This window comes from Gordonia sp. 852002-50395_SCH5434458, from assembly GCF_001665905.1.
GTDB classification, from domain to species: Bacteria; Actinomycetota; Actinomycetes; order Mycobacteriales; family Mycobacteriaceae; genus Gordonia; species Gordonia jacobaea.
Genome location: NZ_LZTC01000021.1, coordinates 32,965 through 56,704 on the forward strand (window position 1 = coordinate 32,965; position 23,740 = coordinate 56,704).

21 protein-coding genes and 1 pseudogene are annotated in these 23,740 nt (G+C 64.1%); 13 read left to right on the forward strand and 9 right to left on the reverse strand.

Annotated features, from left to right (window positions below):
- Window positions 1-189: 189 nt before the first annotated feature.
- From rplO to A5785_RS04750, 7 genes are all read right to left on the reverse strand, one after another.
- Window positions 190-630, reverse strand: coding sequence for a 50S ribosomal protein L15 (gene rplO / locus A5785_RS04720; protein ID WP_005208384.1), 441 nt, complete (start codon window positions 628-630; stop codon window positions 190-192).
- A 5-nt stretch (window positions 631-635) separates the two neighbouring features.
- A complete protein-coding gene (rpmD, locus tag A5785_RS04725) occupies window positions 636-815 on the reverse strand; it encodes a 50S ribosomal protein L30 (protein WP_005208385.1) in 180 nt (59 codons plus the stop codon).
- A 3-nt stretch (window positions 816-818) separates the two neighbouring features.
- The gene (gene rpsE, locus A5785_RS04730; RefSeq protein WP_064864741.1) at window positions 819-1,457 is read right to left on the reverse strand and encodes a 30S ribosomal protein S5; all 639 of its coding nucleotides are present in this window, start codon (window positions 1,455-1,457) and stop codon (window positions 819-821) included.
- 49 nt (window positions 1,458-1,506) lie between these two features.
- The gene (rplR, locus tag A5785_RS04735; RefSeq protein ID WP_005208386.1) at window positions 1,507-1,911 is read right to left on the reverse strand and encodes a 50S ribosomal protein L18; all 405 of its coding nucleotides are present in this window, start codon (window positions 1,909-1,911) and stop codon (window positions 1,507-1,509) included.
- Window positions 1,912-1,914: 3 nt separating this feature from the next.
- The gene (gene rplF / locus A5785_RS04740) at window positions 1,915-2,451 is read right to left on the reverse strand and encodes a 50S ribosomal protein L6 (protein ID WP_005208387.1); all 537 of its coding nucleotides are present in this window, start codon (window positions 2,449-2,451) and stop codon (window positions 1,915-1,917) included.
- Window positions 2,452-2,466: 15 nt separating this feature from the next.
- The gene (gene rpsH / locus A5785_RS04745) at window positions 2,467-2,865 is read right to left on the reverse strand and encodes a 30S ribosomal protein S8 (protein WP_005208388.1); all 399 of its coding nucleotides are present in this window, start codon (window positions 2,863-2,865) and stop codon (window positions 2,467-2,469) included.
- A gap of 259 nt (window positions 2,866-3,124) precedes the next feature.
- Window positions 3,125-4,516 (reverse strand): MFS transporter, encoded by a 1,392-nt coding sequence (locus tag A5785_RS04750; RefSeq protein ID WP_197500795.1) that lies wholly within the window; start codon window positions 4,514-4,516, stop codon window positions 3,125-3,127.
- Window positions 4,517-4,637: 121 nt separating this feature from the next.
- On the opposite strand from A5785_RS04750, the gene A5785_RS04755 reads away from it, so the two are divergent.
- From A5785_RS04755 to A5785_RS04780, 6 genes are all read left to right on the forward strand, one after another.
- A complete protein-coding gene (locus A5785_RS04755; protein WP_064864743.1) occupies window positions 4,638-5,588 on the forward strand; it encodes a LysR family transcriptional regulator in 951 nt (316 codons plus the stop codon).
- 31 nt (window positions 5,589-5,619) lie between these two features.
- Window positions 5,620-6,369, forward strand: a complete 750-nt coding sequence (locus tag A5785_RS04760; RefSeq protein WP_064864744.1) for a DUF2127 domain-containing protein — start codon at window positions 5,620-5,622, stop codon at window positions 6,367-6,369.
- Window positions 6,370-6,435: 66 nt separating this feature from the next.
- On the forward strand, window positions 6,436-7,518 hold the full coding sequence (locus A5785_RS04765; RefSeq protein WP_064864746.1) for a DUF559 domain-containing protein: 1,083 nt from the start codon (window positions 6,436-6,438) through the stop codon (window positions 7,516-7,518).
- Window positions 7,500-8,153, forward strand: a complete 654-nt coding sequence (locus tag A5785_RS04770; RefSeq protein ID WP_082946530.1) for a MarR family transcriptional regulator — start codon at window positions 7,500-7,502, stop codon at window positions 8,151-8,153. The genes A5785_RS04765 and A5785_RS04770 overlap by 19 nt, the downstream gene beginning before the upstream one ends.
- On the forward strand, window positions 8,153-11,392 hold the full coding sequence (locus tag A5785_RS04775; RefSeq protein ID WP_064864748.1) for a helicase HerA domain-containing protein: 3,240 nt from the start codon (window positions 8,153-8,155) through the stop codon (window positions 11,390-11,392). The genes A5785_RS04770 and A5785_RS04775 overlap by 1 nt, the downstream gene beginning before the upstream one ends.
- An 82-nt stretch (window positions 11,393-11,474) precedes the next feature.
- A complete protein-coding gene (locus A5785_RS04780; protein WP_064864750.1) occupies window positions 11,475-11,804 on the forward strand; it encodes a cupin domain-containing protein in 330 nt (109 codons plus the stop codon).
- On the opposite strand, the gene A5785_RS04785 is transcribed toward A5785_RS04780, so the two are convergent.
- Window positions 11,785-12,966: a tellurite resistance/C4-dicarboxylate transporter family protein gene (locus tag A5785_RS04785; protein WP_269449589.1), complete on the reverse strand. Its 1,182-nt coding sequence runs from the start codon at window positions 12,964-12,966 to the stop codon at window positions 11,785-11,787. The two genes, A5785_RS04780 and A5785_RS04785, sit on opposite strands and share 20 nt — an antisense overlap.
- A gap of 140 nt (window positions 12,967-13,106) precedes the next feature.
- On the opposite strand from A5785_RS04785, the pseudogene A5785_RS04790 reads away from it, so the two are divergent.
- From A5785_RS04790 to A5785_RS23880, 5 genes and pseudogenes are all read left to right on the forward strand, one after another.
- Window positions 13,107-16,813, forward strand: a pseudogene (locus tag A5785_RS04790) (nitrate reductase subunit alpha).
- Complete coding sequence (narH, locus tag A5785_RS04795) at window positions 16,813-18,504, forward strand: nitrate reductase subunit beta (protein ID WP_005208398.1); 1,692 nt, start codon at window positions 16,813-16,815, stop codon at window positions 18,502-18,504. The pseudogene A5785_RS04790 and the gene narH overlap by 1 nt, the downstream one beginning before the upstream one ends.
- Window positions 18,501-19,163 (forward strand): nitrate reductase molybdenum cofactor assembly chaperone, encoded by a 663-nt coding sequence (gene narJ, locus A5785_RS04800; protein WP_039856781.1) that lies wholly within the window; start codon window positions 18,501-18,503, stop codon window positions 19,161-19,163. Before narH ends, narJ begins: the two co-directional genes overlap by 4 nt.
- Entirely contained in the window at window positions 19,163-19,912 is a 750-nt protein-coding gene (gene narI, locus A5785_RS04805) for a respiratory nitrate reductase subunit gamma (protein ID WP_039856783.1), read from the forward strand. Before narJ ends, narI begins: the two co-directional genes overlap by 1 nt.
- 23 nt (window positions 19,913-19,935) lie before the next feature.
- Window positions 19,936-21,063 (forward strand): esterase/lipase family protein, encoded by a 1,128-nt coding sequence (locus A5785_RS23880; protein ID WP_051994085.1) that lies wholly within the window; start codon window positions 19,936-19,938, stop codon window positions 21,061-21,063.
- Here the strand turns inward: A5785_RS23880 and A5785_RS04815 are convergent.
- Window positions 21,060-21,878 (reverse strand): hypothetical protein, encoded by an 819-nt coding sequence (locus A5785_RS04815; RefSeq protein WP_005208402.1) that lies wholly within the window; start codon window positions 21,876-21,878, stop codon window positions 21,060-21,062. The genes A5785_RS23880 and A5785_RS04815 overlap by 4 nt on opposite strands.
- 512 nt (window positions 21,879-22,390) lie before the next feature.
- Between A5785_RS04815 and A5785_RS04820 the strand changes: the two genes are divergently transcribed.
- Complete coding sequence (locus A5785_RS04820) at window positions 22,391-22,960, forward strand: alternate-type signal peptide domain-containing protein (protein WP_082933578.1); 570 nt, start codon at window positions 22,391-22,393, stop codon at window positions 22,958-22,960.
- A 159-nt stretch (window positions 22,961-23,119) separates the two neighbouring features.
- Window positions 23,120-23,734 carry a signal peptidase I gene (locus tag A5785_RS04825; protein WP_231895424.1) on the forward strand — a complete coding sequence of 205 codons (615 nt, stop codon included), beginning with the start codon at window positions 23,120-23,122 and terminating at the stop codon, window positions 23,732-23,734.
- The last annotated feature ends 6 nt before the right edge of the window (window positions 23,735-23,740 follow it).

The following is a 23,740-nucleotide window of genomic DNA, read 5'->3' on the forward strand; positions in this document are numbered from 1 at the left end:
AGAAACTCTACCGGCTGCCACGACCGGCACTTCTCCGGGACCGCTCCACCTGAAGTTTTCGGCCGGCTCGCCCGACTCGACGCGCGTTGCGAGTGCACGCACACCGCCGAGTTCGACGAACCAGCCCGCTGGCACCACAGCGGACGGCAGAACAGTGCTGCCGTCCGCTGTGGTCAGAAACGAACTTTCTTACAGTTCGATGGTGCTGCCACCGGCAGCGGCGATCTTTTCCTTGGCCGACGCCGTGAACTTGTTCGCGGTCACGTTGACCGCGACGCTCAGCTCACCGTCGCCGAGGACCTTCACCAGCTGGTTCTTGCGAACCGCACCGGCAGCGACGAGCTCGTCGACGCCGATGGTGCCGCCCTGCGGGAACAGCTTGGCGATGTCGCCGACGTTGACGACCTGGTACTCGACCCGGTTGGGGTTGGTGAAGCCCTTGAGCTTCGGCAACCGCATGTGGATCGGCATCTGGCCGCCCTCGAAGGCTGCAGGCACGTTCTTGCGTGCCTTGGTGCCCTTGGTGCCGCGACCGGCGGTCTTACCCTTGGACCCCTCACCGCGACCCACACGGGTCTTCTCGGTCTTCGCGCCCGGAGCGGGGCGAAGGTGATGGAGTTTGATGGTCATTGCTCTTAAACCTCTTCGACTGTCACGAGGTGTGCAACCACGTTGATCAAACCGCGGTTGATCGGGGTGTCCTCGCGGGTGACGGTCTGGCGGATGCCCCTGAGTCCAAGGGTCCGCAGGCTGTCACGCTGGTTGCTCTTGGCACCGATGGTGCCCTTCACCTGGGTGATCTTCAGCTGTGCCATGTCTTACACTCCCTGGCCTGCGCGCGCCCGGAGCATACCGGCCGGCGCCACATCTTCGATCGGCAGACCGCGACGTGCGGCGACCTCTTCGGGACGCTGCAGCATCTTGAGTGCGGCCACGGTCGCGTGGACCACGTTGATCGCGTTGTCGGAGCCGAGGCTCTTGGCGAGCACGTCGTGCACGCCCGCGCACTCGAGCACGGCACGCACCGCGCCACCGGCGATGACACCGGTACCGGGGCTGGCCGGACGCAGCATCACGACACCGGCAGCAGCCTCACCCTGAACCGGGTGGGTCACGGTGCCTGCGATCAGCGGAACGCGGAAGAAGTTCTTACGAGCCTCTTCGACGCCCTTCTGGATCGCGGCCGGAACTTCCTTGGCCTTGCCGTAGCCGACACCGACCATGCCCTGGCCGTCGCCGACGACCACGAGAGCGGTGAAGGAGAACCGACGTCCACCCTTGACCACCTTGGACACACGGTTGATGGTGACGACGCGCTCGAGCTGGTTGCGCTCCTGGTCACGATCGCGTCCGCGGTCGTTACGACGATCGCGGCCACCGCGGCGGTCGTTGCCGCCCTGGTTGTTGTTGTCGTTACCGGCGGGTCCGTTTCCGCCGTCACGCTGACGTCCGGGCATCAGAGGTTCCCTCCGGTCATGTTGGTCTTGCTGTTGTTGCTGGTCATCATCAGAACTGCAGGCCTCCCTCACGGGCGGCGTCGGCGAGCGCGGCGATACGGCCGTGGTAGTTCTTGCCACCACGGTCGAAGACGACGGCCTCGACACCTGCGGCCTTGGCGCGAGCGGCGATCAGTTCGCCGACGCGACGGGCCTGTGCCGACTTGTCGCCACCGGATGCACGCACGTCAGCCTCGATGGTCGACGCTGCTGCGAGGGTGTTGCCCGCGAGGTCGTCGATCAGCTGCACGTGGATGTGACGGCTGCTGCGCTTGACGGCCAGACGCGGACGCTGCGGCGTTCCGCTGACCTTCTTGCGAAGGCGGAAGTGACGATTGCCGGTCGCGGTGCGACGTCGGGTCGACACGTCCTTGCCGATGGGCTTGCGGACAGTTTTGGTTGCTGTATCACTCATGGCTTACTTACCCGTCTTTCCGACCTTGCGACGGATCTGCTCACCCTCGTAGCGAATGCCCTTGCCCTTGTACGGGTCGGGACGACGCAGGCGGCGGATGTTCGCCGAGATCTGGCCGACTTGCTGCTTGTCGATACCCGACACCGAGAACTTGGTGGGCGACTCGACGGCAAAAGTGATGCCCTCGGGAGCCTCGATCGGCACGGGATGGCTGTAACCGAGCGCGAACTCGAGGTCGCGACCCTTGGCTGCGACGCGGTAGCCGACACCGAAGATTTCCATCTTCGTGGTGTAGCCCTTGGTGACGCCGTCGACCAGGTTGGCAACCAGCGAGCGGTTCAGACCGTGCAATGCACGGTTACGACGCTCGTCGTTGGGGCGGGTCACCACGATGGTGTTGTCTTCCTGCGCCACCTGAATGGGGCTGGTGACAACGTGGCTCAGCTCGCCCTTGGGTCCCTTCACGGTGACCGTCTGTCCGTCGATGGAGACGGTGACGCCCGCGGGGATCTCGATCGGATTCTTACCGATACGCGACATTGTGCTTACCTCCCCTTACCAGACGTAGGCGAGGACTTCGCCGCCCACGCCCTGGTTGGCTGCCTGGCGATCGGTGAGCAGACCGGACGACGTGGAGATGATGGCCACGCCGAGGCCGCCCAGGACCTTGGGCAGGTTGGTGGACTTTGCGTACACCCGCAGACCCGGCTTGGACACGCGGCGCAGTCCTGCGATGGAGCGCTCACGGCTGGGGCCGTACTTGAGGGCGACGACGAGGTTCTTTCCGACCTCCGCATCTTCGGTGCGGTAATCGGTGATGTAGCCCTCGCGCTTCAAGATCTCGGCGATGTTCACCTTGAGCTTCGACGACGGGAGGGTCACCTCGTCATGGAACGCCGAATTGGCGTTACGCAGACGTGTCAAGAAGTCTGCGATCGGGTCAGTCATGGTCATGGTTGACCGTCAACCTTTCTCGTAGCGGTTCCCATGCAGCGCCGATCATCAGGATTTCTCCTGTGACCTGCGGTGGGCCTTCCACGAAGTGGATAGTGAATAGGTTCTCGCCGCCGGTGCCCTAGGCATTTCGCCAGCACCGGAGACTATTCAGTTGTAGCCGTGACCCGAGTGCGGACACGCGAAGGTGCACAGGCAACCGTTCTAGTGTAGAGAATCGGCTGGCCAGACCCAAATCGATGCCCGCAGCGGTCCTGAGTCACCGCGTTCGATGCGGACGCACGACCATACCCAGCAGCGCCATCCCCGCCACGACGGCCGCACCCATCATCGCCCACCCGGCGCCGTCGGCTCCGCCAACCGACGCCAACACCGCGCCGAGTGCCGCGACACCAAAGGCCCCTCCGAGCTGACGCGACGCGCTGAACAAGCCGCCTGCCGTACCCGCGGATCCCGCGGGAGCACCCGCGACGATGAGCCCGGTCATCGGCACGATCACCAGCGGTAACGCCGTTCCGGCGACCAGCATCGTCACGATCAGCGCCCACAGTGGTCCGCCTACGAACATCACCACCGCGATCGCGACAGAACCCACCACAGCCGCGGACTGGCCCAGCAACGCCGGCAACTGCGGCCCACGCGCGGCGACCACGCGCCCCACAACCGGGCCGAGGACACATGGCCCGAACGTGTAGGCGATGAGGACGAGTCCCGCACCCAATGGCGACAGCCCGCGTGCGTTGATCAGATACAGACTCGCGACAAACAGCGTCGACGCCATCACCACCTGAATCGTGAAGCCGAACAACGTTCCTCGCAGGATCGACGGAATACGGAGCAGACGCACGGGAATCGCCGGGGCGGCGCTTCGTCGATCCGACCAGTAGAGCAGTCCGGCCGCGCACACCGTCGGGATCAGCGCCCACGCCGCGATCGAGGATCGCTCCCCCGTTTCGATGATGACGACGACCACGAGCGCGAAGAACACCACCGCGAGTAGCTGTCCGCGCATATCGAGTCGCGCACCACGGTCGCGTGCCCTCGAGTCAGCCGGAAAGTATCGACTCCAGGCCAGCGCGAGAATTCCCACCGGCACGTTGATCAAGAAGATCCACCGCCATCCGCCTGCGGCGATGAGGATTCCACCGACGGTCGGTCCTGCCGCGAAACCGCACCCGGTGACCAGTGCGTAGAGCCCGATGGCGCGATGCCGGTCGGCTGGTTCGGGATTCATCCTCCCGATCAGTGCCAGCGTCGTCCCCGGGATGAGTGCCGCGGCAGCGCCCTGGAATGCGCGCAGGATGATGAGGATCAGCAACGTCGGAGCGAGAGCGCACAACACCGACGTGAGCACGAACGCGAGAACGCCCACCCGGTACGTGCGCAGCGCGCCGTAGCGATCGGCGATCGCCCCGGAACTCAGCAACAGCGCACCGAAGGTGACCAGGTAGGCGCTGACGACCCACTGTTGTCCCGCAACACTGCCACCCAGTGACCTGGCGATGTCCGGCAGCGCGACGTTGAGGACCGTCGAGTCGACCAGCACCAACAGGTAGCCGAGTGAGACACCGACGTTGCTGAGGGTGCGACCGCGCATGACCTCGCCCGAGCGGCGTCGGGATCTGGAGGGTTCGCGAGTTGTCGTTGGCACGGCATCAGGATGCTGCCGACACCCGACGTCGATCGACCGGAATAGATGCAGTCGGTGTGCGGTTTTTCCGAACACCATCCGATGCGTCATGCCTCCCGGCCCCAAACGAGGAGTAGCAGTCATGGAGATTCGACACGTACGGACCTTTCTCGCGGTCGCCGAGCATCGCACCGTCCTCGGCACCGCGGCCGCCCTCGACCTGGCCCCGTCGTCGGTGTCGCAACAGATCAGGGTGCTCGAACGCGACCTCGGTGTGCAGCTCTATCACCGCTCGCCGAGCGGTATGCGCCTGACCGACGCCGGACTCGTACTGGCCGCCCAGGGCCCCGAGTTCCTCGACCGCTGGGCCAGACTCGGTCGTTCGGTCACCATTGCAGCCACGGCCACGCCCCTGCGTATCGCGAGCACCGAACACATGGTCGCCACGCAGATCCCCGGCATTCTGCGCGAGTTCGGCAACCGGGTCCCCGGTGGAACCGTCGCCGTGGACACCCTCATTGACCCGACGTGCGTCGTCGACGCGGTGGCGTCTGGGAGCGCCGACGTCGGACTCGTACTCGACATGCACGACGACGCGGCCGACCGTTGGCTCCTGCCCGCGACTCAGCGCACAGACGTCTCCTACGCCGACCTGGTCCCCGTCACCACGGCAATCGCGATGGCATCGGGCCATTCGCTTGCTCGACACGAGCGCCTCACCATCGCCGACCTTGTCGGCGAACACATCCTGAGCGGCCCACGACGATGCGCGACACACCTCGGCGTCGAGAACATGCTGCCCGAACCGATGGAACCCATGCCGAGCCTTGTTGTCGCCTTCAGTTGGGCTGCCAACGGCCTCGGGGTGGTGATGGCCCCGAAGTTCGCCGTTGGCGCCACGTCGGCTGCCGGCCAGCTCGTCGCGGTAGATCTCGACATCACGCCGCACACCTCCTGGATTCGGATGGTGTGGTCATCCGAGCGTCCGGTCGTCGGCGACTTCCGCGACCTGCTGTACGCGGCGAGCGTCGGAGTAAGCGGCGATACGACGCGCGAGGTCGGTCAACCGGGTGAGATCGCCGCGGCGTCGTGACCCACCTGCCGTCGACGGCTAGGCTGCTTCGGTGAATTGGGAACTGATCTCCTGCGGCCTGCGCGGTCACGAGACCTACCGCCCCGACGAGCCCGATCTCGCCGATCATCTGCACACCGAGACCAGCGCCGGCGACGCGTGGCGATGCCTGCGTTGCGGCGATTACGCCCTCGGCTCACCTCGCAACAGCGGGCCCGCCGACCATGCCCCGGAGGTTCCGCGTGGTCGGTTGCTGCGCGACCTGATCATCATGCGACTGCTCGCCGTCGAGCGCCTGATCCGCGGGATCTTTCTCGTCATCGCAGGCATATTCGTGATCGAACTGCGCAACAGTCAACAGACGCTGCACGAGAAGTTCGACGCCGAGATGCCGCTGCTCAAACCGATCGCCGACCAGATCGGTTGGAACATCGACGATTCCAAGGTCGTGCAGTGGATCGAGAAGGCGACCACCTTGTCGAGCGCGACCATCGTGCTCGTCGGCTGCGCGCTGCTCGCCTACGGAATCAGCCAGTTCGTCGAGGCGTACGGCCTGTGGTTCGCCAAACGCTGGGGCGAGTACTTCGCGGTGATCGTCACCAGCATCTTCATCCCGCTCGAGGTGTACGAACTCGTCGAGAAGGTGACCGTGTTCAAGGTGTTGCTGCTCGCCGTCAACGTCGCCGCGGTCGTCTGGCTCATCTGGAGCAAGCGGCTGTTCGGTGTCCGCGGCGGCGAAGCGGCCTACCACGCCGAACACAGCGCCGAGAGCCTCCTCACCGTCGAGCGGGCGGCCGGCTGATCGCCGCTGTCACGCACCGCACCGCCGCCGCACACCCGTCGGTCGCGGGAGCTATATTCACGTCCGATGACTCACGCCGACAGTGATACGCCACCGCCGGTCGGCCACGCGATCCGTCCCGGACGGGTCGTCCGCCTCGCGGACGTGTACGGCCCGGCAATCGACGACCTCGCTGACGCCGTAGCACCGGAACTGCCGGTGATCTTGGACTACCGCGGCCCCGATGAACGGAGCGCACGGCAGGTCGCCACCGAGATCCTCGAGGCGCTCGAATCGGCGCTGATCACATTGTTCCCGGCCTGGCTACCTGGCAGGTCATCCGGTGAGCGACTCGACGTCGACGACGCAGAGACGCTGGCCCGGCAGTTGTGCGCCGACGTCGGCCTGTCGACTGCCGTGGTGGTACCGCTCGCGCGGGCGGGCGCCGCGAACGAACGCACGACGCCATCCGCAATTCCTGAACAACGCGCGGCCGTGCTCGTCGCATTGCTACGCCACTTCTATGGTCGCCCCGAGGTGGTGCTCGCCGTGCGGGCAAGTAGCGCGCTGCCCGATGATGCGCAGCGCACCGCGGCGTCGGCATGTGCGTGGCTCGCGGAGCATGCCAACATGACCGTCTGGCTCACCGCCGACGCATTGCCCGTGGTGCGCCGAGTACCTGTGCTGCGCCTCGGGGTCGCCTCATCAACCGTTCCCGTCCCGACCGACCCGCTGCGACCGACTCTGATCGTCTCCCGGCCGACGGGCGCTCCAGCTCCGCACAGCGCGGCAGAGCAGGCACTCGAATATGTTCTGTCCCAACATGATTGGGCAGCCGGGCGTCGCTGGAATCGTTGCCCCACCGATCTCGCCGCATTGTCGGGAGTCGCGATAGTCGACGTCCTATGGCCGGATGCGCGAGTCATTGTCGAGGTCGACGGCCCCGACCATCGTCGAGCCGACAAGTACGCCCGTGACCGCCGCCGCGACAATATGCTGCAGCGGCACGGCTACGTGGTACTCCGCTACACCAACGAACAGGTTCTCGGCGACACGTCGTCAGTCGTCGCGGAGCTGCACGAAGTCCTCACCCATCACCATCCGACACCCAGCTCGCCTACTGCGCCTGGACCTGATCTGAAGGAGTCACAGTGGACCACCCGAAGCTGACACCGAGCCAAAGCGCGGTGCTCTTCGTCCTCATGGCGGAGTCCACGGAGTTGTCGACTCCTCGCCTACGCGAGCTGGGCCCCAACCTCGACAAGCCCGGACGACAGAAGTTGACCGAACACGGCCTGATCGAGTCGCGCAAAGGCGAGCGCAATGCGCTCTACCACTCGCTCACCGACCGCGGATGGGCTTGGTGTGCAGACGAATTGCGTGCAGGGCCTCCGGACCGCTCGTTGCCCCCGATCCGCGCGCTGTATGCCGTCCTCAACGCAATCGGGCGTCATCTCGACGCCGAAGACTTCCGACTGTACGAAGTCTTCGGCCGTCCGCGCCCCGTCGTCGAGGCCGCGCCGCCCGCGTCGTCGAAGGCCGCGAACATCGGCGCCCGCATCATTGCCACATACGAGTCGTTGGCTCATCAGCGCGGTGCGCTCGTCGACGTCGCGGCACTCCGTTCCGCGCTACCCGACGTCGGCCATTCCGAGTTCAACGCCGCGATCCTCGAATTGCAGGACCGCCCGGGTATCAGTCTGATCCCTCAGGACGACCGGGCCCGTCTCAGCGAGACCGACCGAGCTGCGGCCGTTGTGGTCGGCACACAACCGTGCCACCTGTTCGCAGTCGAGGAGGACTGATGGACAACGACATTCGCGAGGCACTCGAGTCGATCCGACTCGACTGGGCCGACACCCCCGACGACGTGTGGGGCACGTCAGGCACCTACCACGTCGCCGGCTTGCACGAGCAGGTCGCCGACGAGACGATGCGTAGCTTCGCCGACGCTCAGCGGTCGAAGTCAGCCAGCCCCATCGGCGTGGTGATCCGCGGCGTAGCGGGCTCGGGCAAGACGCACCTTCTCGGACAGATCCGTCAGCGCGTGCAGGAGCGGGGCGGCTACTTCTTCTTGGTGAGATTGCTCGACGGCAGCGACTTCTGGAAGTCGGTCACGGTCGCGGTGCTCGAGAGTCTCAATCGCCCCAGCCCGACACATCCAACCCAGCTCGCACAACTTCTCGACCACCTTGCCCGAGAAGCCGACGTGTCGGAGTCGACGCGTGCAGCAGTCGTCGGTGAGGCGACGCTCACCGCTTCTGCACTCGAAGAGTTCGTGGCGGGCGTGTATCGAAACCATCCCCATCGCCGACGGTCGCAGCACATCTTGCGGGCGCTGGTACTGACAGCGTCACAGGACTACGACGCCAGAGACCTCGGCGAGGCGTTTCTACACCTCGATGTCGACGACGCAGACGAGTTGGCCGAGTGGGGTATCCGCAACGCGACGCTCGGCTACCAAGAGATGGTCCAAAACATCTCCCGCATCGTCGCGTTCGATGCCGCGGCAGTACTGGGCGTCGACCAGATCGACACGCTCATCGAAGCGGGATGGTCGACCGCCGCGGACGAGAACTCAGTGGTCAATCAGGTGGCTCACGGTTTGATGGCGTTGCGCGAGAACATGAGTCGGACGGCAACTGTTGTCTCGAGCATCACGGCGGCCTGGGAACATCTGGAGAGCAGGGTGATGCGCTCCGCAGTCGAGCGCTTCCGAAAGCCACCGATGCTGCAGCGGCCGTCGTCGGACGACTTCGCGCGTGAGCTCCTCGCCAAACGTTTCGCACCCGGCTTCGCCGAGATCGACTTCACACCACCCCAAACACATTGGCCTGTCGACGACGTAGCGCTCGCCGATGCACAGCGATACACCCCGCGCGAACTCATGATGGCCGTCGACCGGCAGGTTGCGGCGATGCTGCGCAGCGGCACGTTCACGACGATCACAACGTTGAACGACACCGACACCCCGACGCGCCCAGCCACCGACAATGCTCGTGAGCAGTCGACCGACATCCCCTCCGTGAGCGATACGCATTCGGCGACAACAGATGTCGGCGCGATCGAGAAGCGGTATCGCGAGTTGATCGAGCAAGCCAACCCTGCCGCCGCCCTTGACCACGCCACAGAGGATGTCGTCGTCCCTGATTTGCTGCAGGCCGGACTCGGCGCGTGGATCGAAGCCCTACCCAGCGGGGCAGGCAATTGGTATCAGGACCCCAAGCCGGGGGCAAAAGCCTTGCTGCACGGGCGAATCAGTCATGTCATCGACCCCGCGACAGAGTCCGAAGAATCGTGGAGCTTCCGCGCGCTTGCCGCCACACACCCCCGCGCGGTCCAGTCCCGCCTCACCAACGCCAACATCGCCTCGGGACTTAGCCTCGGCGAGGTCGAGCGCACCCTGGTGGTGCTCAGGCGCCAGCCGTGGCCCACCGGACCCAAAACCGCACAGTTGGTCGACGAACTGCATCGCCGCGGCGGTCGGGTGATCGCCTGGACAGACGACGACATCCGACGACTCATGGCATTGGCGCAGTTGCGTTCCGAGCGACCAGCGCAGTTGCACGACTGGATCGTCGATCGTGCACCGGCAGCCGAGATCGGCTTCCTCGCAGAGATTCTCACACCCGGATTGACCAAGGCCCTCGCCACGGAGGTCGAGACGCCGAAGGTGGAGACGCCGCAGGGTGCATCATCGGGAGCCCACGCAGCCGAGACCGACGCCGCTTCCTGCGCGGTAGCGATCACGCCTGACGAGGCGAGTCCTGTTGCCACCGAGTTCCGTTCGTCCGGTGAACACCGCGCAGTCGACGTGCTGCCGATCGGTGTTCGATCAGTCGACGGCGAACCAGTTGAGGCTCCGCTGGAGTCGCTCCGCAAGCATGCCGCCATCTTCGCGGGTTCCGGCTCCGGAAAGACCGTACTCATTCGACGCATCGTCGAAGAGGCAGCTCTGCAGGGTGTTTCGTCGATAGTCCTGGACATCAACAACGACCTCGCACGACTCGGGATGCCCTGGCCTGAAGGCACGCGGGAATGGAGTCCAACCGACCGCGCCGCGGCCGACCGCTATTTCGCCGACACAGAGGTTGTTGTGTTCACCCCCGGGCGGCGCTCCGGTCGACCGTTGAGCTTTCGTCCGCTGCCCGAATTCGCCTCGCTGGAAACCGATTCCGACGAGTTTTTCGCGGCGGTCGACTCTGCCGTCGGCGCGCTCCTCCCCAAGGCGCGCCCCTCCGAACGCGGCGCGCGCGCATCACGCTACGAGGCGGTGTTGCGACAGGCGATGGTGTACTTCGGTCGTCGCGGCGGTGGAAGCCTGCCGTCCTTCGTCGCCTTGCTGTCCGAACTACCCGACGGGGTGTCGAATCTCGCAGACGCTCCGCGCCTCGCGATCGATTTGGCGGAGAATCTGAAGGCGTCGATGGCCAACGACCCGTTGCTGGACGAAGCCGCGACACCTGCCGACCCGGGTCTGCTGCTCACCCCATCGCCGGGCTATCGCGCCCGCGTGTCGGTCATCAACCTCGCGGGACTCGGAAGCGAGTCGCGCGTCGCGAACTTCGTCGGGCAACTGCAGATGTCGTTGTTCGCGTGGATCAAGAAGCACCCTGCCTCCGATCGCCCCCTTGGCGGCATCTTGGTGATGGACGAGGCGCAGAACTACGCACCGTCGCAGGGCGTCACGACGGCGACGCACAGCACGTTGGCGCTGGCTTCGCAGGCGCGCAAGTACGGATTGGGGTTGATCTTTGCGACTCAGGCCCCGAAGGGTATCCACGGCCGCGTCAGCGGCAACGCGTCGACTCAGCTCTTCGGAAGATTGAACCACCCGAACCAGATCGAAGCTGCCAAGGAGTTGGCAAACAGCAAGGGAAGTCCGATCCCCGACGTCGGCCGACTATCGACCGGAACGTTCTACACCGCGGTCGACGGCGGCCGTTTCGTCAAAGTCGACACCCGGCTGTGTCTGAGTTACCACCCGAAGAGTCCGCCCACCGAGGACGAGGTGATCGCCATCGCGCGCGCGTCCCTGGACTAGGGCCGCATGAGCATCTGCCGAGTCCGCGGTGGCGCGGCCTCCAATGCCACCCACCGCCGGGCGTGGCGTGCCATCGTGAGACATGGACACCACGCGACTTCCAGCCCTCGTCGACGAACTCATCGCCACGGCGCGCGACGCGCACAGTCGCCGCGCCGGGCACACGCTGCACGGCAACTCGGCGCGGCACCTTCGCCAAACCGTCATCGCATTGGCGGCCTCCACCGAACTCGGCGAGCACCAGAGCCCAGGCGAAGCGACGCTTCAGGTGCTCCGCGGCGACGTGACGCTCACCGCGGGCGACGACGAATGGCACGGCATGACCGGCGACCTCATCACCATTCCCGACGCCCGACACAATCTCCGCGCCAACGAGGACTCTGCGGTACTCCTCACCGTGCTGGCGAACTAGCCTCCGAACGTCGTGCCGAGAGCCATCGCCACCACCATCGCAGCATCCCGACGAAGACGATCACCCAGATCAGCAGCGCCAGCCACGCCTCCCAGGTACCCATGGTCTTGATCCACGAGACCTGCCAGGCGATCCCCAACTGTCTGCTGGCCACGCCCCACATGCCGATGGGGAACACGATCGACCACAACGCGGTGCGAAATCCCGAATGCGTACCCGGCCTACGCGCGTGCCAGATCATCAGTGCGACGAGCAGCGGTATCAACCAGGTCCCGAAGATCCAACCCATCAAACACAGCGTTCCGACGACGTCGTGCGAGACCAGCCGCTGCATGGCGCCCGCCCCGAGAACCTCTGCACCGGCGAGCACCGAAATCGCCCCTGCACCCATGAACACCCAGTAGGGGGCGACCTCGTCGTCCGCCGACAGGCCGATGATGATCAGTCGCGCGGCGACCAGCACCGCCATCACGACCAGTATCAGCACACCGGTCCCCCACCACAGTGCGGCAACGACCGCATACCAGTCGACACGCTCTTTGGCCGCGAGCGCCCCGAATGCGACGGCAATCGACTGGGTTCCGACGACCATCAGAAACCAGGTGCCGTTGACGTGTGTCCAGGGCAGCGGGGTCGTCGGCGCCGGGGGATGCTCCCGCGACTGTGCGGCGCTGAAAAACGCGGCGATCACCGCCGTGTAGCCGAGGATCACCCACGACACCAGTGCGACGACAGCAAATGTGACTGCGGCCCAGGTACTTCCCGCCGCTAACGATCGCGCCGCAAGCACCCCGCTCGCCGCGGTAAACGCCAACACGGTGAAACCGTCGGTCGCGATCTCATGCCGCACCTCGTTGACCACGCCCGCACCAGTGAACCAACCGGCAATGGTGAACACGGTCAACGCGACATATCCGACGACTGCCGCAAAAAAGAGAATCGCCGAAATGAGATCGGACAGAGCCGAGTATGTGCCACTACCGAGCGACGCCGCATTGTGGATTGCTGTCGACACAATGCCGGTCGCCATGACGAAAGTGAACTGCCCGAGGCTCGCATGCGGCACGCGTCGTCGAAGTCGGGTGGGCGAATCGGGCGATACCGCACGCGAAACGTTCACACTGACCGACCCTTTCACGTTGTGACACAAGGACCTACACATTGCGAATGTCTATACCCAATCGAAACACGCGCAGCACTCGGCGATAACGTCCGGCCGGGCGTCGACACCTCCGCCGAGCCGCGTCGGATCTGCGACGACGAAACCGCACACCCGCACCATTTCATCCGTATGGTGAATTCATGGCCCGATCTACTGCAGTTCAGGGCGACGCAGCCACAGCCCTGCTCAATATCGGCAAATTCTTTACCCGTTGGGACGAAACCTCTGACGGGAGAGTCGTTTTCCGTGAGGGCGGCCGGTCGGGCGACGTCTTCTACCGTGACCGGTGGAACCACGACAAGATCGTGCGATCGACCCACGGCGTCAACTGCACCGGATCGTGTTCATGGAAGGTGTACGTCAAAGACGGCATCATCACCTGGGAGACTCAGGAAACCGACTATCCGTCGGTCGGTCCCGACCGGCCGGAATACGAGCCCCGCGGCTGCCCACGTGGCGCGGCATTCTCCTGGTACACGTACTCGCCGACGCGGGTTCGATACCCGTACGCGCGCGGGGTGCTCGTCGAAATGTACCGGGCCGCCAAGGAAAAGACCGGCGATCCCGTGCTGGCGTGGGCCGACGTCGTCGGAGATCCGTTGCGCCGCAAGTCATATCAGCAGGCTCGAGGTAAGGGAGGCCTCGTCCGCGTGAGTTGGGACGAGGCCATCGAGATGGCTGCTGCCGCCCACGTGCACACCATCAAGACCTACGGCCCCGACCGATGCTCCGGTTTCTCACCGATCCCCGCGATGTCGATGGTGTCGCATTGCGTGGGGACTCGCTTCATCCAGTTGATCGGCGGGGTGATGACGTCGTTCTACGACTGGTACGCAGACCTGCCGTCGCGAGTCCACAGATCTTCGGCGATCAGACCGACGTCCCGGAATCCGGTGACTGGTGGGATGCGTCGTATCTGATGATGTGGGGCTCCAACGTCCCGGTCACCCGAACTCCAGACGCGCATTGGATGGCAGAGGTCCGCTATCGCGGCACCAAAGTCGTATCGGTCAGCCCCGACTACGCCGACAACACCAAATTCGCCGACGAATGGCTACCGGCACAAGCAGGTACCGACGCCGCGCTGGCCATGGCGATGGGGCACGTCATCCTCTCGGAGTACTTCGTCGCGAACACCACCGAGTTCTTCGACGAGTACGTGCGCTCCTACTCCGACCTTCCCTTTCTGGTGCACGTCGAGCAACACGAACACGGACTCGTCGCAGGCAAGTTCCTGACCGCAGATGAGTTGGCGGGAGCCGATGAAAACGACTCCGACGCCGTGTGGAAGACCGTGGTACTCGACGAGCAGACCGGAGCAGCCGCGGTTCCCAACGGCTCGCTGGGTTTTCGCCGCTCTGCCGCAGGCGAGGGCAGATGGAACCTCGACCTCGAGGGAATCACACCGGCGTTGACCCTTTTCGGTCGCGACGACGCGCAACTCGTCGAGATCGCCTTGCCAGCCTTCGACGCCCCGGATGGCAGCGGTTCGGTGCTACGCCGAGGTGTGCCGACAACCGTCATCAACGGCCACCAGGTCACCACGGTCTTCGACCTCATGCTCGCGCAATACGGGGTGCATCGTGACGGAATGCCCGGCGAATGGCCGTCCGGCTACGACGACGCGTCGACCCCCTACACGCCGGCCTGGCAGGCGGAGATCACCAGCGTGCCTGCGGAGGCAGCGATCCGGGTTGCGCGCGAATTCGCCACCAACGCAGTCGATTCGGGCGGACGATCGATGATCATCATGGGAGCCGGGATCTGCCAGTGGTTCCACGGCGACGCCACCTATCGGGCCATCCTCTCGCTGTTGATCCTGACCGGCTGCATGGGACGAAACGGCGGGGGCTGGGCGCATTACGTTGGGCAGGAGAAATGCCGCCCGATCACGGGATGGATGTCGTTGGCCAACGGACTCGACTGGAGCCGACCGCCTCGCACCATGACCGGCACGTCGTACTGGTACATGCACACCGACCAGTGGCGCAACGACGGCTATTCGGCTGCGTCACTTGCATCTCCGCTATCGCGCGGGACACTCGACCACGAACACACCGCCGACGCCATCGCGCAATCGGCACGGCTCGGCTGGATGCCGTTCTATCCGCAGTTCGACCGCAATCCTCTCGACGTCGCCGATGAGGCCCGCGACGCGGTCGACCGTGGCGATGCGGAATCCGCGTCGAGCTATGTGGCACAACATCTTTCCGACGGCTCACTGACACCTGCGATCAACGACGTCGACGCTCAGGTGAACTGGCCACGCACGCTGGTTCTGTGGCGATCGAACCTGATGGGGTCGTCGGCGAAGGGTAATGAGTACTTCCTGCGACATCTCCTCGGCACCCACAACAACGTGATGGGTGCCGAATCTCCGGATACCCCACGCCCCAACGATGTTCGGTGGCACGAGAATGCGCCGGAGGGCAAACTCGATCTCCTCCTGTCGGCAGATTTCCGGATGACGTCGACGACCCTTCTTTCCGACATCGTCCTACCCGCAGCAACGTGGTACGAGAAGAACGACCTGTCGTCGACCGACATGCATCCCTTCGTCCATGCCTTCTCTCCCGCCATCGACCCGCCGTGGGAGGCCAAGACCGATTTCGATCTCTTCCACCTGCTCGCAGTCGAACTGTCCGAGCAGGCGAAGACTCACCTCGGTGTGCGCCACGATCTCGTCGCCACTCCGATGCAACACGACACCCCCGGCGAGACCGCGCAACCCAAGGGCAGCGTCGACGACTGGGCGATGTCGGCATCCCCCGGTCGGCCGGGTGTCAACATGCCGTCGTTCACGGTGGTCGAACGCGACTACACCGCGATCGCCGAGAAACTTGCATCGGTAGGGCCGCTGGCCGACACACTCGGCTTCGCCAACAAGGGCGTCACCTTCGACATCGCAGAGCAGTCACGGCGCCTCGCGGATCGCAACGGGGTCATGCTCGGGGGTGCCGGCGACGGCAGGCCCGCAATCGACACGGATGCCAAGATGGCCGATGCGATCCTGATGTTCTCCGGTACCACCAACGGGGCTCTGGCCGTCAACGGCTTCGAGAAGCTCCAGAAGCGCGTCGGCACGACGCTCGTCGAACTGGCCGAGGGCAACGCCGACAAGCAGATCAGCTTCGCCGACACCCAGCAGGGCCCGGTCCCGGTGTTCACCTCGTCGGAATGGTCGGGATCTGAGAAAGGCGGCAGACGCTATGCCCCGTTCACGGTGAACATAGAGCGGCTCAAGCCGTTTCACACGCTGACCGGGCGTATGCACTTCTATCTCGACCACGACTGGATGATCGACCTCGGTGAGTCGCTACCCGTGTACCGCCCGCCCTTGGACATGCACCGATTGTTCGGTGAGCCCAGGCTCGGGCCGGACGGGGAGCAGCAAATCACCGTGCGATACCTGACGCCCCACTCGAAGTGGTCCATTCATTCGGAGTACCAGGACAACCTCTTGATGCTGTCACTGTCCCGTGGCGGTCCAACCGCGTGGCTGAGCCCGTCGGATGCCGCAGCCATCGACGTGCACGACAACGAGTGGATCGAATGCGTCAACGCCAACGGCGTCGTGGTGTGCAGGGCTATTGTCAGCCATCGGATGCCCGCCGGTGTGGTCTACGTTCATCACGCGCAGGAGCGCACGATCGACGTCCCGAAATCGGAGGCGACGGGTCGTCGCGGCGGAATGCACAACTCCGCCACCCGACTTCTGGTCAAACCCACTCACCTGATCGGCGGCTACGCCCAATTGTCCTACGCATTCAACTATTTCGGCCCCGCGGGAAATCAGCGTGACATGGTGTCGACGATACGCAAGCGCAGCCAGGAGGTGACGTACTGATGCGGGTCATGGCACAGGTCGGCATGGTGATGAACCTCGACAAATGCATCGGCTGCCACACCTGTTCTGTCACGTGCAAACAGGCGTGGACCAATCGGGCGGGCACCGAGTACGTCTGGTTCAACAACGTCGAAACGCGTCCGGGACAAGGCTATCCGCGACGCTACGAGGATCAGGAGAAGTGGCGCGGCGGCTGGCATCTGAACAACAAGGGAAAGCTGCGGCTGCGCACAGGCGGCCGGATGCAGAAGTTGTTGACGCTCTTCGCGAGTCCCGTTCAGCCCACCATCTACGACTACTACGAGCCCTGGACCTACGACTACCAGATGCTCATCGACGCCCCGCTTGGCGACGATTTCCCTGTTGCGCGGCCGAAATCGCTGCTCACCGGTGACGACACGAAGGTCACATGGTCGGCGAACTGGGACGACGACCTCGGTGGCGCACCGGAATTGGGCGCGCTCGATCCGATCGTCGAGAAGCTGCGTCGTGAATCAGAAGACGCCGTCAAGTTCAGCTTCGAGCAGACGTTCATGTTCTATCTGCCCCGCATCTGCGAGCACTGCCTGAATCCCTCATGCATGGCGTCGTGCCCGTCCGGGGCGATCTACAAGCGCAGCGAGGACGGTATCGTCCTCGTCGACCAGGACCGGTGTCGCGGGTGGCGCCAATGCATCACCGGCTGCCCGTACAAAAAGATCTACTTCAACCATCGAACGGGCAAGGCCGAGAAGTGCACGCTCTGCTACCCGCGTATCGAGGTCGGGCAGCCGACCGTCTGCTCCGAGACCTGCGTCGGCAGACTCCGATACCTCGGACTGTTTCTCTACGACGTCGACGCTGTCACCGAAGCCGCCTCCACACCAGACGACACCGACCTCTACGAAGCCCAGCTCAACCTGCTCCTCGACCCCAACGACCCCGACGTGATCGCCGGGGCGCGGGCTGAAGGCATTCCCGAGGACTGGCTCGATGCGGCACGTCGATCGCCAATTTATGCGCTGGCCAAGGAGTTCCGCGTCGCGCTGCCGCTGCATCCGGAGTACCGCACCATGCCAATGGTCTGGTACGTGCCGCCGTTGTCGCCGATCGTCGACCTACTCAGCGGCCAGGGCCACGACGCTGAGGACGCGGGCACCCTGTTCGGTGCGATCGACGCATTGCGAATCCCCGTCGAGTACCTCGCCGAACTGTTCAGTGCGGGCGACACCTCGGTAATAGACGGCGTCCTGCGCAAACTCGCGGCGATGCGCGCCTACATGCGCGACATCACACTCGGCCGCGAACCCGACCCCGACATCCCCGCCTCTGTCGGCATGTCCGAAGAGCAGGTCTACGAGATGTACCGCTTGATGGCGATCGCCAAATACGAAGAGCGGTATGTGATTCCGACGGCCCATCTCGAGCAGGCCGAACAGCTCGACGAGATGGCGTGCTCCCTCGACTACGAGGACGGGCCCGGCATGTACGAGTCCGGCCCCTTCGGTGAAGCGAGCGGAACCCCGACCCCGGTGTCGGTGGAGACCTTTCACGCGCTCAAGCAACGCCAGACGACCGACACCGCGACCAGCTCACATCGCCTCGCGAATCGCACGAATCTGCTGAACTGGGACGGTAACGGTTCGCCCGAAGGGCTGTTCCCCGACCGCCGCGCGTCCGACGACACCGGCGACTCGAAGGCGTCGTCGTGAGGTGGCCTCGCCGCACGACTGCGGCCGATCATCGCGTGACGTGGCAGGTCTCCTCATGGTGTCTGAGTTACCCCGACGATCAGTTCATCGACCGAAGCTCACTGCTGCGCAGAGCATTATGCGAACAGCCCGATCACCCATCCACTCGTGAGCTACTGACCTTCGTCGACCATATCGAGTCCACGCCGCTCCCCACCTTGGTCGACGACTACGTCGACACATTCGACCTGTCACGCAAGCACACGCTGTATCTCTCGTACTGGACCGATGGCGACACCCGACGGCGTGGAGCCGCACTCGGCGAGTTCAAAGCGCTCTATCGGAGCAGCGGCTTTGTCGTCGACCTCCACGGCGAGTTGCCCGACCACCTGCCGATCGTCCTGGAGTTCGCGGCGCGTGTCGACGCTGACGCGGGACAAGAGATGCTGGAGAAGTATCGCCCAGCGCTCGAGTTGATCCGATTCGCGTTGCGCGACCGTCGATCTCCGTACACCGCTGTGCTCACGGCGATCTGCTCGACGCTGCCCGGTGAATCGCCGGTAGACCGACAGGCTGCGCGCGCGATGACGCCGGCGCTCGGCGTCGAGGCCGTTGGCCTCGAGCCCTACGATTCGCGCCTACTGCCGCTGACTGCGACACCTGCGAGGGGTGAGCCGTGATGGACGTCTTCCTGTGGGGCGTACTGCCTTATCTCGTACTGCTCATACTCATCGGCGGCACGATCTGGCGCTACCGCTACGACAAGTTCGGGTGGACCACACGATCATCGGAGCTCTACGAGTCGCGGCTACTGCGGATTGCCTCGCCGATGTTCCACTACGGAATCCTCGTGGTCATCGTCGGACACGCGGTCGGTCTGGTCATCCCACAGTCCTGGACCGACGCACTCGGCGTCTCCGAGACGATGTACCACTGGGGCGCAGGCTTTTTCGGTCTCCTCGCCGCGGCAGCGACTCTGCTCGGCGTCGGCCTGCTCATCTATCGACGTCGCACCACCGGCCCGGTGTTCATGGCGACGACCCGCAACGACAAGCTGATGTATCTGGTCTTGGTATGCGCGCTGATCGCGGGAACCTACATCACAGTTGTCGGTGCAGTCGATCCCAGTGGACCCGGGGTCAACTATCGCCAGACTGTCTCGCCGTGGTTTCGGTCGATCTTCGTGCTGCAACCCGACATTCGCGCAATGGAGGCAGCACCGCTGCGCTTCCATGTGCACGTCCTGATCGGTCTGACCCTGTTCGCACTCGTCCCGTTCACCCGTCTCGTGCACATGTTCACCGCTCCGGTGCACTACCTGTTCCGGCCGTACATCGTGTACCGCAGTCGCGACCGACTGCCCACCCCAGGTGACCGCACGTCACGCCGAGGCTGGGAACCGGTGGGAGTCAGGGATCGTGACCGGTGAGCTACGCTCCACTCGCCTGCGCTATGACCGGCAACACCTGGCTGAGAGGTTCGCACGTGACCACATCGTCTCATCGACGTCGTTCCCGAACCCGCCTGCTGACGACGGCTGTCGCCGCGGTCGCCGCGTGTATCTCGCTTGCCGCGAACTCCGCAGGTATCGCGTCGGCCGCCCCGCAGCAACAGCTCGCCGACTACATCTCCGATGCCTCGCCCACCCCGGCCCGCGCCGAGACCTTCCTGCTCAACGGCGAGAGTCGCTGGCTCATCCCCACCGGCAACGGGCCGAAGCAGACTACGTTCCCCGCGGCTTTCGCGCACAGCCTGTCGAACCCCAACGTGGCGCCCGCCGGTGCGAATGACTGGTCGTGCAAACCCCAGGCCGGCCGCAATCCCGTCGTGCTGGTCCACGGAACGTGGGAGAACGCCTACAGCAACTGGTCGATGATCTCCCCCGCGCTCCGGCAGGCAGGCTTCTGCGTCTACGCACTCGACTACGGAATACAGCCGCCCTCTCAAGGCGGTGGCGTAGCAGCGGCATTCCCCGGCGTGTACGGCACCGGCGACATCGTGAAATCGGCAAACCAGATCAAGACCTTCGTCGACAAGGTCCTCGCGTCGACCGGCGCAGCCAAAGTCAGCATGGTCGGCCACTCGATGGGCGGCATCTCGACCCGCCAGTACCTGCGATTCGACGGCGGCGCGGCCAAGGTCGCCAATGTCGTGACTCTCGGTGCAACCAACAACGGCACAACACTCAATGGCATCGGCGCACTCGGACGTACCATCAACGATCTCGGTGTCGACATCCTGGGACCCCTCGCACTCGGCGTCGGGGTCTCGGGCACCCAGCAGATCTACAACTCGCCATTTCTGAAGACACTCAACAGCGGCGGTGTCTACGCCCTCGGCGACATCCGATACACGATCGTCGGCACCCGCTACGACGAGGTCACCACCCCCTACTCCAGCACGTTCTTCCCCACGGGCACCAAGAACACCCGCAACATCACGCTGCAGGACGGCTGCCCCCAGGACACGTCCGATCATTTCTCGATGAGCTATTCGCCCCGCGCGACGTCGATCGTCTTGCGTGCCCTCGGGGCCGACGTCCCACTCGTCTGCGCACCGAATGCGTGGCTCGTCGGCTAGCGAGACGAGGTCGCCCCAGACGAGGGTGCTGCTGTCGGCACCTGAGTAGTCGGCCGCGGTGACTGCTCCGCCTTCGGCCTCGGCTCGCTCATCGTCATCCCGAAGACGATCGCCGACACGACGATCGCGGCCCCGCCGATGACCACCGATCCAGCGACGGCACCGGCTGTCGCACCCGACATGAGCCCCGGCAAACATCCGACGATACCTGCGGTCAGCCCGATAAGACAGCCGAGAACACCACCGAGAATCGTGCCAACCGACGTTCCGATGGCCATTCCGAGTGACAATTCAGTCCCCATCCGAGTGATCGCCTTATCCAGTTTGTCGGCGCGCGCGTCCGCGTCCGACGTCGCCGACGTTGGCGGCGTCGATGTGACCACAACCGTCGTCTCGGCTGCGCGGTGCGGCGCGAGCGACGTCGCACGAGAAATCGACGACCGGTTGACGTGCAGTCGCGCCACGCTGCTGTGAAGTTCGACGCCGAGCTTGTAAATATCTTGCGCCACTTCATATTTCAGTGGCGCACTGGCGGCCACCTTGCCGTTCCGGTCGACGATCTGAATCTGATCACCTGCCACTCGCAGAGCACCGGAACCAACCGTCAGCACCACATCGTCGCCCTTCACCGCGGTGTGGAAATCTATCCGATTCGACGCCGGAGGCGGCGACGCGTCGCCCTGTGCCCCGCCACCGACGATCCCGGCAACGACAGAGACCACCGTCGCCAAAGCGACCGACAATAAGAACACGAACAGCTTTCCTGACCGCGCGGTCAGAAACTCCCCCGAGCTTCGTACGCCATGCTTTTTCATTTTATTCTCCCCCGAAAGCGCTACTTGGATTCTGTGGTCTGCGGCTTTCGGCAATGGATCGTACGCCAGAACTAATCAATTCGCGCTTTCGTGTTCGCCATCACGCGGTACCCACCAAAGGCGTTCCACTAATCCGCAGACGCTCGCAGATACGGCAAACGGCTTGCGACTTTCATCAATTATTAAATCCACATCGATGGCCGCTCACGTGCGTGAATGGGTAAATCGGACACACCGTTCATGATCTGCATCACATCTATGCGACAACATTCAATGCCATACCCATTCGACATCATTAATCGCAAACTTCGGCGAATGAAAGCGATTTAGCGCCGATGATCTGCGGAAACATGCACCTTCACCGAGCGCCCCGGGTCGCCCTACTGGGCGGTCAGTGAACACCTGTAATCAAGTTGAGCTTGAGGCTCGATAGACAACCATTGGTTGTGCAACTGGCACCAGCAGGCTAGAAAAGCATCACCACACCACGGAATCCCCGAGGTGACCAATCGATGCAGAGAGCAACAATGAAGAAACAGACCAAGGGCGCAGTTGCTGCGGGGGGCGCGGCAGTTCTTCTTCTCGGCGGGCTCGGCTCGCTCGCATACTGGAACGACAGCACGGCGATCGGCGGCTCGACCATCAGTTCGGGCCAGCTCTCGATGAACAAAGACACGGGAACATGGACCGACCAGAACGGTGCCATCAATCCGACGTCATTCAAGTTCGTTCCGGGTGACACTCTCACGTACACCACGACCGTGAATATCAACGCGACCGGTGACAACCTGAAGGCGAAACTCTACGCGGATACAACGGCATTCACGTCGTCCGGATCTCTTGCCTCAGAAACAACAAAGACCATCTCGGCCAAGAAGAGCGGCGACGCATCGGCGACCGATATCACCCAGAGTGGAACGTCGCTGGCCATCAGCCCGACGGGCGGGGCGTCGGCCTACACCGTGGTGGTCACGCTCAAACTTCCGTTCGCATCTGCGACCAACGCGAGCCAGACCGACACGCTCAACCTGAACAACATCAGCCTGCACCTCGATCAGGTACAAGCACCCAACCAGTCCTGAGACTCGCGGGTTCTGCCTTTGGCAAAATCCGCTTCCGCGGCGCGCGAACTGGGGAGGGATCGCGCTGCAGGACTGACCGGGCAGAACGCACAATTGCGTTCTGCCCGGTCAGTCCCCACCCACGACCAGTCAGTATCCGATATGTAAGCGGAGAGAACGATGTCCATCACCGATGAAACACATTCGTCACGTGTCGAATCACCTTCGACGCTCCGCCGCGACACCGACCAACCCGATTCGGACCAGGACGTCGACTCCGGCTCTGGTCCACTGGGCATGCTCAGACTGATCCTGAGCTGGCTCCTTCTGTTCGCCGCCGTCAGTCTGTTGGCGGCAGTCGTCGTCGTCCCGCGTCTCGCGGGGACCACTCCGTACACCATCATGACGTCGTCGATGCGGCCGCATATGCCACCGGGAACGCTCGTGGTGGCAAAGACCGTCGACCCCGCGACACTGCATACCGGAGACGTCATCACCTATCAGCTGCGCTCCGGTCAGCCCGACGTGGTGACCCACCGCATCGTCGGCGTCGGCCAGGACGGCCGGGGCGAGAGATTGTTCACGATGAAGGGCGACAACAACCCGACAACCGATCCCGCTCCCGCTCGCGCCGTGCAGATCAAGGGCAAGGTCTGGTACTCGGTGCCCTATATCGGGTACCTGAATCAGGTCATCACCGGTCGCCAGCACATCATCGCGGTCTTGACGAGGCTCAAGAAAGTTCCCCAGGTGTGCTCACTGAAATTCCCCACCCGTGGGCGGTTTCTACTGTAGCGACCT